The sequence below is a fragment of the Micromonospora sp. ABR4_055 genome, from assembly GCF_056160425.1.
Map to the genome: position 1 here is coordinate 1 of NZ_JBSWXD010000170.1, position 13,398 is coordinate 13,398.

The window sequence follows — 13,398 nt, forward strand, 5'->3', positions numbered from 1 at the left end:
TTCCTGCCCCCCCGCACCGCCCCCCCCCCCCGCCTGGGGGGGGGGGGATCGAGGGGGGGGAGGTGGGGGGGGATACCCTTGTTCTGTTTTTCCCCCCGCACCGCCCCACACCCTCCGCGAAACGGACCACCCCGCATGCGTACGCCAGCAGCCCTGCTCGCCGGACTCCTCGCCGCCGCCGTCGTGTCGACGGGCCCGGTCACCGGCCCGGCGACGGTCGCATCGCCGAGCTACACGCCCCTCGCGGCGCAGTCGCTCACCTGGGGCGTCGCTCCGTCCAGCCCCGACGGGCCGAACGGACGGCCGGCGTTCGAGTACAAACTGGATCCGGGTGCCACTCTCACCGACTACGTGGCGATCACGAACCACTCCGACCAGCCGATCACCCTCGACGTGTACGCCAGCGACGCGTTCACCACCGACCAGGGCGGCTTCGACCTGCTACCGGCGACCGGAGAACCGGTCGACGTCGGTTCCTGGGTGACGTTCGAGTCCGGCACCTTCACCGTGCCGTCGACGTCGCGGCTGGACGTGCCGTTCACCATCGCGGTGCCGGACAACGCCACCCCCGGCGACCACCCCGGCGGCATCGTCGCCTCGCTCGCCGCCACCGGCACCGACGGCGAGGGCAACCAGGTGGCGGTCGACCACCGGGTCGGCTCCCGGATCTATCTACGGGTCACCGGGGAACTGCAGCCGGGCCTGGACGTCGGGGATCTGTCGGCGACGTACGACGGCACCTGGAACCCGGTCGCGGGTGGCACCGTCACGGCCAGCTTCACCGTGCGCAACACCGGCAACGTACGACTTACCGGGCAGCCGCAGCTGACCGTCGCCGGACCGTTCGGGCTGGCCGGGCGCAAAGTCGACGGCGATCCGCTGCCGGAGATCCTGCCCGGCGACAGTTACCGGACCACTATCCGGGTCGACGGCGTGCCGCCGATGTTCCGGCTCGGTGCGCGGCTCACCGTCGCACCGACCGCCGTCGCCGACGAGGTGCTCGACCCGCCCCCAGCGACCGTGACCCGCGAAAGCGGCCTGTGGGCCGTCCCGTGGTCGCAGCTGGTGATCCTGCTGGTGATCGGGCTGGCCGGCTGGCTGGTCGTCGCCCGCCGCCGCCGCGCCCGGCGCCGGCGGGCAGCACAGCTGGAACAGGCCGTCGCCACCGCGCGCGAACAGGGCCGCGCCGAGGCCGTACGCGACCGCGCGGTCACCGATGCCACTGACGACAAGACGACCCAGGGGACCTCATGATGACGACGATTCACCGCCCCACCGGTGCGGCGACGCGTCGCCGGTGCGCCGCGGTGCTGGCGATCGGTGCACTGGCTGCGGCCCTGACCGCGCCGGCGCCGGTGACCGCCGCACCCGCGACCGATCCGCCGGCAGTAGTGAATTCGGCAGGTGCCGACCTGGTAGCGGTCACCCTCGATGGCGCAACGTTGTCGTTGGTCACTCGCGAGGTGTCCGGGCCCGACCGGAAGCCGGCGACGGCGGTCTTCGGACCGGCAGGCGGCGTGGCGGTGCGGACACCTGACCATCCGGCGTTCCGGTTCCTCGGCCCGGCCGGTCGGCCGATGTGGGCACTGACCGGTAGCGACGTCGAGTTTCCGTATCTGGACACCCGGGCAGTGCCTCGCGGGGCGGTACGCGGCGACACCATCGAGCTGTCGCTGCGTCAGGTCGACGGCCCGGGTGGATTCGTCGCCTATACCCTCGGTGGGCTCGGCCAGCCGACGCCGTTGTTCGGCACCCTCGACGCGATGCCGCGTACCGCCCGGCTGCCGGCAGCGACCAGGACCGGCGGTCTGGTCTGGCTTTTCGACGCCGCGGGCGAGTACCGGCTGACGCTGTCGGCGGCCGCGACGCTGGCCAACGGCGCCGAGGTGACGGCCGACGCCGACTACCGGGTGCTGGTGCCGCGGCTCGACGAGGCGCCGCCCGACCCCGCAGACACCCGGCCGGTGCCGGCCCCGGCTCCCGCTCCGGCGGCGGACCTGGCGAGGGCGTCCGGTGCCGCCCCGGGCGACGGTGTACCGCTCGGTGCCGATTCGCCGTCGGACGGCACCCCCGCGCGGGCGCTGGCGGCGGCTGCCGCACCGACGGCGACCAGCACCGCGTCGCAGCTCGCCGCAGCGGCTCAACAGGACGGGTCACGGGTGGTGATCGACGACGGTCACGTCGACATGGGCCCGGAGCTCACCGGTGCGGACTGGACGATCCGCCTCAAGGACGACACCGTCTCGCCCCCGGTGTGGCGCGACCTGTCCGACGTGGTGCTGCACGTCAAGGACAATGCGAAGATCACCGTGCCGGACAACGCCGACTTCCTGGGCGCGCCGGGTGACGAGGTGTGGCTGTTGCCGCAGGGGCAGCGCGCCGGGATCGTCTGGCCGGGCTGGAACACGCAGCATCCGTCGGTGGTGGCCGGGGTTCGTGGCCCGGTCGTCTGGACCTTCACCGGTGTCGACGGCCCCGGCCGGTTCGCGCTGTTCCTGACCGGGTCGTTCGGTGAATCCGAGGTGCTGTTCGATTCGTCGGCCCGGCTGCCGCAGCGGCTCGACATCCCGATCAACACCCACGCCCACGGCAACTGGGCGTTCAGCGAGCCGGGCATCTACCGGCTGGCCTTCGAGATGTCGGCCACCACGTCGTCGGGGTCGACTCTCACCGACTCCCGCTCGCTCACCGTGGCGATCGGTGACGCGACGGACCCGGACACGGGCTTCGGGCCCGGAGGCGACGACAACCCGGGTGGTGGCTCCGGTGACGGGAGACTGCCGCGGACCGGATCGTCGTGGCACCTGCCGGCCACCGGAGCCATCCTGGTGATCGCTGGCGCGCTGGTGTTGTTCGCGACGCGTCGGCGACGCCCCGCTCAGTGCTCGTCGTAGTGGTCGCCGTGCGCGGCGTGTCGGTGCCCGGCGTGGACGAAGTCCTGGTGGTCGCCGTGGGGCACCATCTCGTGGCCACAGTCGGGACCATGCGTGTGGTCAGCATGTGACTCGGCTGTCACGTGCTGGTCCGTGCCGCACTCGTCCCAGTGCCCGGCGTGCTCGTGGTGGACATGCCCGTCGTGCAGGTAGTCCGTGTGCCCGTCGTGGGTCACCGCAGCGTGCCCGCAGGTCGCAGAGTGGCTGTGCGGGTGTTCGGTGTGCACCGGGTGAGACATGGATGCTCCCTAATATATATTTACATTGCGATGCGAGCATACGTTATCCGGGCTCTACGTGCAGGGTGTATCCGGGTCCGGGGGTGTGACAGGCCTTGCTAAAATGACAATCATTACTGTCAAGCGTCAGGAAGGCTGGTTCGCACGGATGAAGCCTGATATCCACCCTAAATACGATTATGTGGTTTTCCGGGACCGGAGCGCGGATTTCGCGTTCTTGACCCGATCGACTGCGACCAGCCAGAAGACGATCGAGTGGACCGACGGCCAGACGTACCCGGTGGTCGACGTGGAGATCTCCGCGGCCAGCCACCCGTTCTGGACGGGTCGGCAGCGACTGCTGGACAGTGCCGGTCGAGTGGAGAAGTTCCGTGCCAAGTACGCCCGGAAGAAGCGCCCGGAGGGCGACGCCGCGGCCGGCTAGCGTACGCAGCCGCCCCCGCTCTGCCCCGTGCGATCGTGGCCGGGGTTAGCCGAGCCGGTCGCCGGGTAGCCGGCAGGTGCCGGTAGGCCGCGATCGTGGCGGCAGCGGCCGGCAAGGAGGCGTGATGGCTGGCATCGGTGCCCGCATCTGGGTGGTGGCCGGGGGGCGGATCCCGCCGGTCAGCAACGGCGACGAGCCGGAGTTCACCAGCTTCGACCAGCTCTGCCTGCTCAACGCCGGTGACGTCGACGCCGAGGTCGAGCTGACCGTGTACTACGACGATCAGGAGCCGGCGGGGCCGTACCGCTGGATGGTGTGGGCGCGCCGGATCCGGCACGCCCGGCTCAACGACCTCGTCGACCCGGAGCCGATCCGGCTGGGCCGACCGTTCGGCTGCGTACTGACCTCGTCGGAGCCGGTGGTGGTGCAGTTCCAGCGGCAGGACACCCGGCTGCCGGGGGTGGTGGCGTTGACCGACGCGACCCCGTACGCCGGGTGAGGGCAGGCCCACCCGGACCTGCCCGTACCCGGACCTGCCCGCACCCGGTCCGCCGCCCTGGCGCGCCCGGTCTACTTGCCCAGGAAGGCGAGCAGCGCGGTGTTGACCTCCGCCCCGTGGGTCCAGAGCAGGCCGTGCGGTGCTCCGTCGATCTCGACGTACTCGGCCTTTGGTAACCGCTTGTGGAACTCGCGGGCGGTGGCGTCGATCGGCAGGATCCGGTCGGCGGTGCCGTGCAGGATCAGTGCCGGCACGTCGATCCGGTCGATGTCGGCCCGGAAGTCGGTGAGCCAGGTCGGCACGACCGCGCTGGAGGCGAACCACCCGGCGCCGGCCGCGACGTTCCAGCTGTTGCGCAGTGCCTCCTCGGAGAGTCGGCCGCCGAGCGTCTCGTCGGTGTTGTAGAAGTCGCGGTAGAAGTCGCTGAAGTAGGCGTACCGGTCGGCGGTGACGGCGGCGAGGATGCCGTCGAAGATCTCCTGCGGCACGCCGGCCGGGTTGTCGTCGGTGGCCAGCAGGAACGGTTCCAGCGAGGCCAGGAACGCGGCCTTGGCGACCCGGGCGGAGCCGTACCGACTCAGGTAGCGGCCGACCTCGCCGGTGCCCATGCTGAAGCCGACCAGTACGACGTCGGTGAGGTCCAGGGTTTCCAGCAGGGTGTTCAGGTCGGCGGCGAAGGTGTCGTAGTCGTACCCGACGGTGGGCTGGCTGGATTGCCCGAAGCCACGCCGGTCGTAGGTGATGACCCGGTAGCCGGCGGCGAGCAGTGCCGCGCTCTGCTTCTCCCAGGAGTGTCCGTCCAGCGGGTAGCCGTGGATGAGCACCACCGGCTGCCCTTGGCCGTGGTCCTCGTAGTAGAGGTCGATGTTGGTGCTGTTCTCCTGGCCGACGGTGAGGTAAGGCATGACGACCTCCGGTCGCTCGTTGTGAGAACGGTCGTTCTCGCTCGCTGTGTCCTACAGTAGAAAACGATCGTTCTCTCCGCCAGTCGGCAATCGACGATTCGCCGGTGACCCTCGTCACCGGCGACAACGGCCAACCGGGTGGCGGCTCGACCTGAAGGAGAAGACATGCCGGCGTTGACCGACGACGAGGTGCGGCACAAGGTGCTCGACGCCGCCGACCAGCTCTTCTACGCCCGGGGCGTGCAGGCCGTCGGCATGGACGCACTGCGCGCCGAGGCAGGAGTCCCGCTCAAGCGGCTCTACCAGGTCTTCGGGTCGAAGGAAGCCGTGGTCGAGCAGGTGCTGACCCGCCGGCAGCGGATGTGGAACGACCTCGTGGACGCCGCCGTGGCCAGCGGCGGCACACCACGCGACAAGCTGCTCGCCATCTACGACGGGCTCGCCCAGTGGGCCACGGCCGACGACTTCCGTGGCTGCCTGTTCATCAACACCTTCGGTGAGCTGGGCGGGACCACGCCAGGCGTCGCCGAGTTCGTCCGGGGGCAGAAGGCGGAGTTTCAGCAGCGGGTGGCGACACTGGTAGCCGAAGCCGGCGGATCCGCGACCCTTGCTGCCCAACTCGCGATTCTCGCCGAGGGAGTACAGACCACCACCGCGATCGCCGGCGACAACGCCGCCGCCGCTCACGCGCGCGCCGCCGCCGAGGTTCTCATCGGCAGCGCCCTCTCGGCAGCGCCCGCACAGCGACCGCCGACCGGTGAACCGGACCCGACCGCCGGCGGCTGAACCTTCGTCAGCCGCCGGCGGCTGACGGTCAGCTGTACGGGTGCAGGAACTGGTGCGGGCGCAGCGCCTTCGCGGTGATCCGCACGTCACCGATCCAGCCGTAGAAGCCCTGCCCGTACTGCAGGTCGAACGAGGTCGCGCCGATCACGAACGGCAGGCCGAGGGTGGCGATGCCGGTCGAGGGCTGGGTGGGGTTGCGGGCGATCGTCGACCCATCGACGTAGACGACGGTCTGCTCGGAGTCGTTGACCACGGCGAGGTGCATCCACCGGCCGGGCGGCAGGGCGTGGCTCCACGACGTCGGGTCGGCGTCCTGCACGTCGGCGTAGACAACGTACTGCAGGAAGCGCTCGGGGGAGATGTTCAGGCTGCAGGTGCACTCCAGCGGGGACCAGCCGGTGGTCTTGCCGGCGTCGCCGCTGCGCCCCTCCCAGCTCAGGATTCCCATCCAGGCGTGGTCGCCCGGGTACGGGTCGGGCAGCTTCACGAACGCCTCGATGGTGTAGCCGTCACGGAACTTCATACCGTTGATCGGCGCGTCCGGGCCGGCTCGCAGGATGGCACCCCGGTCCGGTCCCTTGCCGCCGTCGAAGCGCAGGCTGGCGTGCGCCGGTTGGCCACTGTGGTGTTCGTCGGAGAAGGTCAACGTCTCGGCGGTGCCGGCGCCGATCCGGCCCACGGTCAGGTCGTTGCCGTTGCCGCTGAGGTCGCGGACCACGGTGCCGTCGAGCACCGGGTTGCCGGTGACCGGGCTACCGGTGCCGGCACCGAAGCCGGCCGAGTCGAACCGCCAGTAGCCGACGGTGGTGTGCCGCAGCACCGCGACCGGCGGCCGGGGCGCGGCCGGCGGCACCGGCGCGAACCCGTCGAACCGGGCCGCGAAGTCGACCTCGACGCTGAACCGGTCGACCGGGCCGGTCAGCTCGACCGTCTCGGCCTGCAGCGGCGTCCGCTTGGCCGGATCCCGGGTGAGGAACCAGGGCGCGAAGGTCTCCACGTCGATGACGTTGCGGACCAGATCGAAATGGTAGAGCCGGATCATGCCGGCCCCGCCGTAGTACCGGTCCTGGTAGTTGACGATGTGCACGTGTACGTCGTGGCCGGCCGCGTTGGTGAGCGTGGTCCGCCCGGGCGGCCAGTAGTGGCCGTTGAGGGTGAGGAAGATCTGGTCGTTGTCCCGAATCAACCGGTCCCACAGCCGCTGCCCGTGGCCGGACAGCTTGGCCGCACCGGCGTCGTCGGCCCAGGCCAGGTCGTGGGTGGTGAGGATCACCGGCAGCGTACGGTGTCCGTCGACGACGCCCTGCGCCCAGGCCAGACCCTGGTCCGAGGCCCTCGGGGCGTCGCGGCTGGTGAGTACGCAGGGATCGTCAGTCACCCGAGCAACGTCGCGCCCGGTGGTGAGCGCCGGGCGTCAGCTGGCTGAACGACGGTCTGCGACCAACGGAAGATCAACTCGGTGGGGCAGGTGGCCGGTCCACCCGGGCGGCGGTGCCGGATGCCGGTGCCGCGCCGATGCCGGCGAGCGTGTTGTCCACCACGGCGGCGACGTGCTCCGCTGCCCGGGTACGCCACTGCCGCTCCGGCAGTCGCCGGTGTTCCAGGAAGAACAGCGACAGCGTCGAGGTGACCAGGTGCGCCGCGACGGTGGTCGAGGCATCAGGGCGTACCGAACCGGCCCGCACCGCCCGGTCGAGCCACCCGGCCAGACCGGCCCGCATGTCGCCGACCACGTCCCAGAACACATTCGACAGGTCGCTGTCGAGTTGGCTCTCCCCGGCCAGTACGGCGATCAGGTCGGCGTGTTCGCGCAGGTGGGCGAGGAGCGCCCGGCAGTAGGCGGCCAGCGCGAACCGGGGGTCGTCCGGGTCGAGCGGGTCGAGGACGTCGCCGATCGCGAGCCGGTAGCCGCCGTACTCGGAGACCACGTCCTTGAGCAGGTCGAGTTTGGTGGGGAAGTAGTGGAACAGCAGTCCCTCGGCGACGCCGGCTTCCTTGGCGAGCTGCTTGGTGGTGGTGGCCGCGAAGCCCTGCCGGGCGAAGACGCGTACCGCGACCTCACGCAGCTGCCGTCGCCGTTGCTCGGCGGCCTGTTGCCGACTGGTTGCCATGGTCCTCCACATCCTCGACCAAACTCGTTGAGTAAGAACTCAATGAGTGTATGCTCAATGAAGCGCCCGGGGCCCGGTAACCGCAGCCAAAGGAGGCTCTATCGTGCACCCGTCCCTGCCCACCCGACCGACCGTGCGTGCGTTCACCAAGCCCGACTGTGTCTTCTGCGCCCGGGCCAAGCGGACGCTCACCGGCGAAGGCATCGACTTCCAGTCGTACGACGTCACCGCCGATGCCCGCACCGCGAACGCCAGCGCCTACTTCTCCGGCGCGTACACCGTCCCGCAGATCTTCCTCGGCGACTACCACGTCGGCAGCGCCGACGACCTGGACCGGCTGGCCGCGACCGGCCGGCTGGCCGCCCTGACCACCGCACCACACCGCGGCGACCTGGACCTCGACGCGTACACCGACGACGAGCTGGCCGACGGTGCGGCCGACCTCGCACTGTCCACAGTCATCCCCACCAGCGACGGCACCCACGACCCCGACCCGCAGACCTGGCCGATCCTGCACATGTACCGGAGGTTCTTCGGCTTCTGGCCCAACACCTTCGCCTACCTGCACCGCTGGCCGGCAGCCTACAAGCTGTTCGTCTACTGCCAGAACGCGGCGGCCGTGCAGGCCGGCGGGCAGCGGCTCGGCCGGGCGGTGATGTCCGAGGTCGCCTACGCGACGTCCCGCGCGCACGGCTGCTCCTACTGCATGACCCACGCCGTCGCCGTACCCGGCGCGACCGGCCCGGCGGAACCGGACAGCGCGACCGGGCCGCACGAAGCCGCCCTGACCGACCTGGCGGCCCGGGCCACCCGCAACGCCGTCACCCCACAGGCGTTGGCGAAGGTCCGGGACACCGTCGACCAGGCCCGCCACGGCGACGGGGACGCCCAGGCCAGGATGGACGCGCTCACCATGGTGGTGGCGTCGTTCGGCTTCCTCAACGTGTTCAACGACCTGGTCGGCCTGGAAATCGAGGGCGACTGGGCGGCGACGGCCAGTGCCCGGGGCGTGACCGCCGGCCGGCACGCGGTCGGCGACACCAACCCGCGCAACCTCGACCACGAGCTGCCGTCCGGCGGGCCGACCCTGCCGCAGCTGATGGCCGGCTACGACGAACTCGTCGGCGACCCGGAGACCTACGCCGAACGCGAGCTGGGTTTCGTCCCGGCCTGGGTGCGGGCCTGGCCGGCCGCGCAGCGCCGCCGGCACTGTCACCTGTACGTCGAACTGATGCGCGACCGGCCGCACTCGCGGATCCCCGCCGACCTCAAACACCTGATGGCCCGGGTGTCGGCCGTCGCCCGGGACCACGGCTACCTGGCCGCCGCCGAGGGCTACCTCGCCTTCACCGCCGCACCGGACCGGTCAAACGCGGTGACCCGGATCGACCGCTGCGTGGCCGCCGCCACCGGCCGTGCCGACGACGGCGGCGTCTTCGACGACCGGGAACGCGCGGCGCTGCGGCTGGCCTGGCTCTCCGCCCAGGTGCCGCTGGTGACCCCCCGGCGGCAGGTGCAGCCGGCCATCAACCACTTCGACGCCGACGAACTGGTCGAGCTCGCCGTGGTCTGCGCGGTCGCGTCGATGCTCCAGCGGTTCGCCGCGCTGACCGGCCCGGCCGTCGAACCGCAGGTACGCGAGTTCCTCGCCCGGCACAATCTGTCGGCCGATCCACTGGTGCTGCGCTACCCGCTGCCGGACGGCGCGGTGTCGGACGGCGCGGTGTCGGACGGCGCGGTGTCGGACGGCGCGGTGTCGGACGGCGGGCGGTAGCCACTCACCGCGACACCGCCAGTTCGCCGAACCACCGGCCGGCGTCGCGGAACACCTCCCGGACGGTCAGCCCACCGGCGGCCGCAGCGGCTCGGACCGCGTCGGTGTCCAGCCGTGCCCACCGGAACGCCGGCCCCAGCCGGGGCCGGCCCCCGGCGGCGGTGCTGACCACGTGCGCGTACCCGCGCCACAGCCCGACCCCGGGCGGATCCAGTTCCACCAGCAGGGTGCCCTGTGGATGCAGCAACGACCGGCACCGGCGCAGCAGCGCCACCGGGTCGCCGCCGATGCCGATGTTGCCGTCCAGCAGTACGCCGTGCCGCCACCGGCCTTCGGCGGGCAGCCGGTCGAACAGGTCACTGTGGATCGCCACCCCGCCCCGGGCCCGGGTCAGCGCCACCGCCCGGGCCGACACGTCCACCCCGACGGCGGTCACCCCGGCCCGGGTCAACGCCACCGTGACCCGGCCCGGCCCACAGCCCAGGTCCAGGGTCGGGCCGCAGCACCGGGCCACCACCGCGTCGGCTGTCGGCTCCACCGGCCCGTGCCAGCGCTCCACCGGCAGCTGCCAGCGGACCCCGTCACCCTGCACCAGCCAGTGTCCGCCGGAAGCCGGAGCCAGCAGGGGGGCGGCGAAACCGTGGTCCGCCGCGTACCGGCCGGGCACGCTGGCGGTCACCGTCGTGCCCCAGCCGCAGGCATCGCCACCGTCACCGGTGTCCGGGCCAGGGCCGGTACGCCAACCGCCGCCACCTGTCCGGCGAACCGGCTGCCGGGGACCGCGTCGGCCACCGCCAGCGCGTCCGGCCACTCGTCGACATCGCACAGCACCGGTAGCGGCGCGACCCGCAACCCTCGCGCGCGCAGCGCTGACCAGGTGTCGCGTCCGGTGTGCGAGGTCGACATCGGCACCCGCCGCAGCACCTCGGCGTGCCGGGGATCGGTCAGGCCCAGCGCCCACCAGCCGCCGTCGGCAGCCCGACCGAGCACCGCTGCGGCCCGGGTGAATCTCCCATCGACACCGGTCAGCGCCCTGCTGGCGGCGGTCAGCGCCGCGCCGGTCAGCTGCGGGGTGTCCATCCCGATTTGCAGCACCGGCCGGCCCGGGTAGGCCGCCGCCACGTCGGCGTGCGCGTTGGCCAGCCGGTCGGCGAAACCGTCCCCGCGCTGTGGCAGCACCCGCCAGCCGGCGGTCGCCACGGTCAACTCCTCGGCGGCACCCGGGTACGCGTCAGCGTCGGTCAGCCGGCCCGCCAGCGCCAGCACCGGCGTCACCGCACCGGCCGCGCCGGTCGCACGGACCGCGTCCATCGTGTCCAGCAGCGCGGCGGTGGCGATCCGGGCGGCCTGCGCGGGAGTGGCCGGTGGGCAGAGCCGGGTCTTCACCAGCCCGGCCACCGGTGCCTTCGCCATCACCAGCAGGACGGTCAACGGGCACCGTCCACGGTGCGCAACACCCGACCGAAGTCGCGGGTCGCCCGGAGCGTGCCGCGTACCGAGCCGGACACCTTCGACCGGGTGCCGGCCGCCCGGGGTGCGTACGTCACGTCCAGCTCGACGATGCGCCACCCGGCACCGGCGGCCCGGATCATCAGCTCCAACGGGTAGCCGAAGGCCCGGTCGGTGACCCCGAGCGACAGCAGTGCCTCGCGGCGGGCCACCCGGATCGGGCTCAGGTCCCGCAGCGGTACGCCGCGCTGCCGTAGCAGCGCCGCAACCAGCGCCGTACCGGCCCGGGCATGCCAGGGCCAGACCCGCGCCGACACCGGTCGGCGGCGTCCCACGGTCAGTTCGGCGTGCCCGTCGGCCACCGGACGCACCAGCGCCGGCAGCTCCGCCGGGTCGAACGACCCGTCCGCGTCGAGCACGCAGACCAGCTCGGTCTCGGCGGCCAGCAGACCGGTGTGCACGGCCGCCCCGTACCCGCGTCGGGGCTCGTGCACCACTCGGGCGCCGTGCTCGACGGCCACCTGCGGGGACCCGTCCCGGGACCCGTTGTCCACCACCAGCGCCCGGTAGCCGGGCGGCAGCGCGGCGAGTACGCCCGGTAGGGCGGCTGCCTCGTCGAGGCAGGGCAGCACCACGTCGATCGGTGTCGGCATACCGCCGACGCTAGGACGAACCGCCCCCGACCGGGTGGCGTTCCGCGCTTACGGAAGTCTTACGGGCGGCAATTCTTACCGGAGGGTTACGGTCCGGCCGTTGCCCGGTCCGGATGCCGGTGCAGGCCGTACCGTCCGGTGGTCATGACACCAGAATCCGCCACCCGGCGGTCCGGTCGCGCCGACCTGATCGTGCTCGGGGTCGAGTTGGCGCTGATCGCCGCCGCCGTCGTCGTCGGTGTGGTGCTCAACCGGCGAGGCGTCGGACTCTATGCCGAGACCGCACCGCTGTACGCGTTCTGGCGTCCGCACGTCGGCTGGGGCACGCCGCTCGCCGTCGTGGTCGCCGTCGCGGTCGTCGGCTGGGGGGTACGGTGGGCGCGCACCGCCAACTGGGGGCAGCTGCTCGGCGTCGGGTACCTCGCCGCGGTGGCCTGGATACTGTCGCTGGCCCTGATCGACGGCTGGACCGCCGGGGTCACCGAACGCCTCACCAACCAGGCCGAGTACCTGCACGAGGTGCACCGGATCACCAGTATCCCGGTGATGCTGGCCGGGTTCAGCGACCGGATCATCGACTTCCAGCCCGGCTCCTGGTCCACGCACACCGCCGGCCACCCGCCGGGGGCGCTGCTGGTCTTCGTCTGGCTGGACCGGATCGGCCTCGGCGGTGGCACCGCGGCCGGCCTGGCCTGCATCCTGATCGGCGCGACCATGGTGGTCAGCGTGCCGGCGGCGCTGCGTCGGCTCGGCGCGGAGGACGCCGCCCGCACCGTCCTGCCGTTCCTGGTGCTGCTGCCCGGCGCGGTGTGGATCGGCTCGTCCGGCGACGCGGTGTTCACCGGGGTGGTCGCCGCCGGGCTGGCCCTGCTGGCCGCCCGCCACCCGGCGGCGCTGCTCACCGGCGGCCTGCTGCTCGGCTTCGCGCTCTACCTGTCGTACGGGTTCGTGCTGGTCGGACCGTTGGCGTTGGCGGTGCTGGTGATGCGGCCCGGCCGGTTCCTGCCCGCGCTGCTGATCGCCGGCACCGGGGTGGCCGCAGTCGTGGTGGCGTTCACCGCCGCCGGTTTCTGGTGGTGGGAGGGCTATCAACTGGTCGTCGAGCGGTACTACCAGGGCTGGGCGGCCGAGCGTCCGTACAGCTACTGGGTGTGGGCCAACCTGGCGGCGATGCTGCTCTCCGCTGGCCTGGTCGTCGGGCCGGCGCTGCGGCGCACGATCGGGGCGGCCCGGCAGGCCACGCCGACGGTACCTGCTGCCCCGACCGAGCCGGCCGGCGCGTCGCGCGGGCGACGGCTGCTAGCCGGGTTGCGGGCCGCCGCACGGCCGACGGTCGTGCTGCCGCTGACGGCGGCCGTCGCGATCCTCGCCGCCGACCTGTCCGGGCTGAGTAAGGCCGAGGTGGAACGGATCTGGCTGCCGTTCGTGGTGTGGCTGCTGGTCGCCACCGCCCACCTGCCGGCCGGCGCACGCCGCTGGTGGCTGGCCGGGCAGGCGGCGACCGCGCTCGCCGTCAACCACTTGCTACTCACCTTCTCCTGACCGGTTCCAGGGGGGGGGGAGGGGGGGGGGGGGAGGAGGGGGGAGGGGGGAAGGAAGGAAGGGGGGGGGGAGCACTAGAAAGG

General features: G+C 72.2%; 14 protein-coding genes. 7 read left to right on the plus strand and 7 right to left on the minus strand.

Annotated features, from left to right (window positions below; translation table 11 throughout):
• Positions 1-135 precede the first annotated feature (135 nt).
• Both ACXAHD_RS27460 and ACXAHD_RS27465 read left to right on the plus strand, forming a co-directional pair.
• A complete protein-coding gene (locus ACXAHD_RS27460) occupies positions 136-1,254 on the plus strand; it encodes a WxL protein peptidoglycan domain-containing protein (RefSeq protein ID WP_281551422.1) in 1,119 nt (372 codons plus the stop codon).
• A complete protein-coding gene (locus ACXAHD_RS27465; RefSeq protein WP_475054190.1) occupies positions 1,254-2,894 on the plus strand; it encodes a TIGR03773 family transporter-associated surface protein in 1,641 nt (546 codons plus the stop codon). The genes ACXAHD_RS27460 and ACXAHD_RS27465 overlap by 1 nt, the downstream gene beginning before the upstream one ends.
• On the opposite strand, the gene ACXAHD_RS27470 is transcribed toward ACXAHD_RS27465, so the two are convergent.
• Positions 2,879-3,172 carry a hypothetical protein gene (locus ACXAHD_RS27470; RefSeq protein ID WP_281551420.1) on the minus strand — a complete coding sequence of 98 codons (294 nt, stop codon included), beginning with the start codon at positions 3,170-3,172 and terminating at the stop codon, positions 2,879-2,881. The genes ACXAHD_RS27465 and ACXAHD_RS27470 overlap by 16 nt on opposite strands.
• Positions 3,173-3,320: 148 nt before the next feature.
• Between ACXAHD_RS27470 and ACXAHD_RS27475 the strand changes: the two genes are divergently transcribed.
• Together ACXAHD_RS27475 and ACXAHD_RS27480 are read left to right on the plus strand one after the other, a co-directional pair.
• The gene (locus ACXAHD_RS27475; RefSeq protein WP_281555691.1) at positions 3,321-3,596 is read left to right on the plus strand and encodes a type B 50S ribosomal protein L31; all 276 of its coding nucleotides are present in this window, start codon (positions 3,321-3,323) and stop codon (positions 3,594-3,596) included.
• 124 nt (positions 3,597-3,720) lie between these two features.
• Positions 3,721-4,095: a sensory rhodopsin transducer gene (locus ACXAHD_RS27480; protein WP_281551419.1), complete on the plus strand. Its 375-nt coding sequence runs from the start codon at positions 3,721-3,723 to the stop codon at positions 4,093-4,095.
• Between the two features lie 71 nt (positions 4,096-4,166).
• On the opposite strand, the gene ACXAHD_RS27485 is transcribed toward ACXAHD_RS27480, so the two are convergent.
• Positions 4,167-5,000, minus strand: a complete 834-nt coding sequence (locus ACXAHD_RS27485; RefSeq protein ID WP_281551418.1) for an alpha/beta fold hydrolase — start codon at positions 4,998-5,000, stop codon at positions 4,167-4,169.
• Between the two features lie 165 nt (positions 5,001-5,165).
• Here ACXAHD_RS27485 and ACXAHD_RS27490 point away from each other — a divergent pair, with 165 nt between their 5' ends.
• Positions 5,166-5,786: a TetR/AcrR family transcriptional regulator gene (locus tag ACXAHD_RS27490; protein WP_281551417.1), complete on the plus strand. Its 621-nt coding sequence runs from the start codon at positions 5,166-5,168 to the stop codon at positions 5,784-5,786.
• Positions 5,787-5,814: 28 nt separating this feature from the next.
• On the opposite strand, the gene ACXAHD_RS27495 is transcribed toward ACXAHD_RS27490, so the two are convergent.
• A complete protein-coding gene (locus ACXAHD_RS27495; RefSeq protein WP_281551416.1) occupies positions 5,815-7,164 on the minus strand; it encodes a LamG-like jellyroll fold domain-containing protein in 1,350 nt (449 codons plus the stop codon).
• Positions 7,165-7,237: 73 nt separating this feature from the next.
• Positions 7,238-7,897 (minus strand): TetR/AcrR family transcriptional regulator, encoded by a 660-nt coding sequence (locus ACXAHD_RS27500; protein WP_281551415.1) that lies wholly within the window; start codon positions 7,895-7,897, stop codon positions 7,238-7,240.
• 103 nt (positions 7,898-8,000) lie between these two features.
• On the opposite strand from ACXAHD_RS27500, the gene ACXAHD_RS27505 reads away from it, so the two are divergent.
• Positions 8,001-9,671, plus strand: coding sequence for a glutaredoxin domain-containing protein (locus tag ACXAHD_RS27505; RefSeq protein WP_475054183.1), 1,671 nt, complete (start codon positions 8,001-8,003; stop codon positions 9,669-9,671).
• Positions 9,672-9,675: 4 nt separating this feature from the next.
• Here the strand turns inward: ACXAHD_RS27505 and ACXAHD_RS27510 are convergent, their stop codons facing one another.
• The 3 genes from ACXAHD_RS27510 to ACXAHD_RS27520 are packed head-to-tail and all read right to left on the minus strand — an operon-like array spanning position 9,676 to position 11,773.
• Entirely contained in the window at positions 9,676-10,350 is a 675-nt protein-coding gene (locus ACXAHD_RS27510; RefSeq protein ID WP_475054186.1) for a class I SAM-dependent methyltransferase, read from the minus strand.
• Positions 10,347-11,102 (minus strand): TIGR04282 family arsenosugar biosynthesis glycosyltransferase, encoded by a 756-nt coding sequence (locus ACXAHD_RS27515; RefSeq protein WP_281551412.1) that lies wholly within the window; start codon positions 11,100-11,102, stop codon positions 10,347-10,349. The genes ACXAHD_RS27510 and ACXAHD_RS27515 overlap by 4 nt, the downstream gene beginning before the upstream one ends.
• Positions 11,099-11,773: a glycosyltransferase family 2 protein gene (locus ACXAHD_RS27520; RefSeq protein ID WP_281551411.1), complete on the minus strand. Its 675-nt coding sequence runs from the start codon at positions 11,771-11,773 to the stop codon at positions 11,099-11,101. The genes ACXAHD_RS27515 and ACXAHD_RS27520 overlap by 4 nt, the downstream gene beginning before the upstream one ends.
• Positions 11,774-11,917: 144 nt before the next feature.
• Between ACXAHD_RS27520 and ACXAHD_RS27525 the strand changes: the two genes are divergently transcribed.
• Positions 11,918-13,315, plus strand: a complete 1,398-nt coding sequence (locus ACXAHD_RS27525; protein ID WP_281551410.1) for a hypothetical protein — start codon at positions 11,918-11,920, stop codon at positions 13,313-13,315.
• The last annotated feature ends 83 nt before the right edge of the window (positions 13,316-13,398 follow it).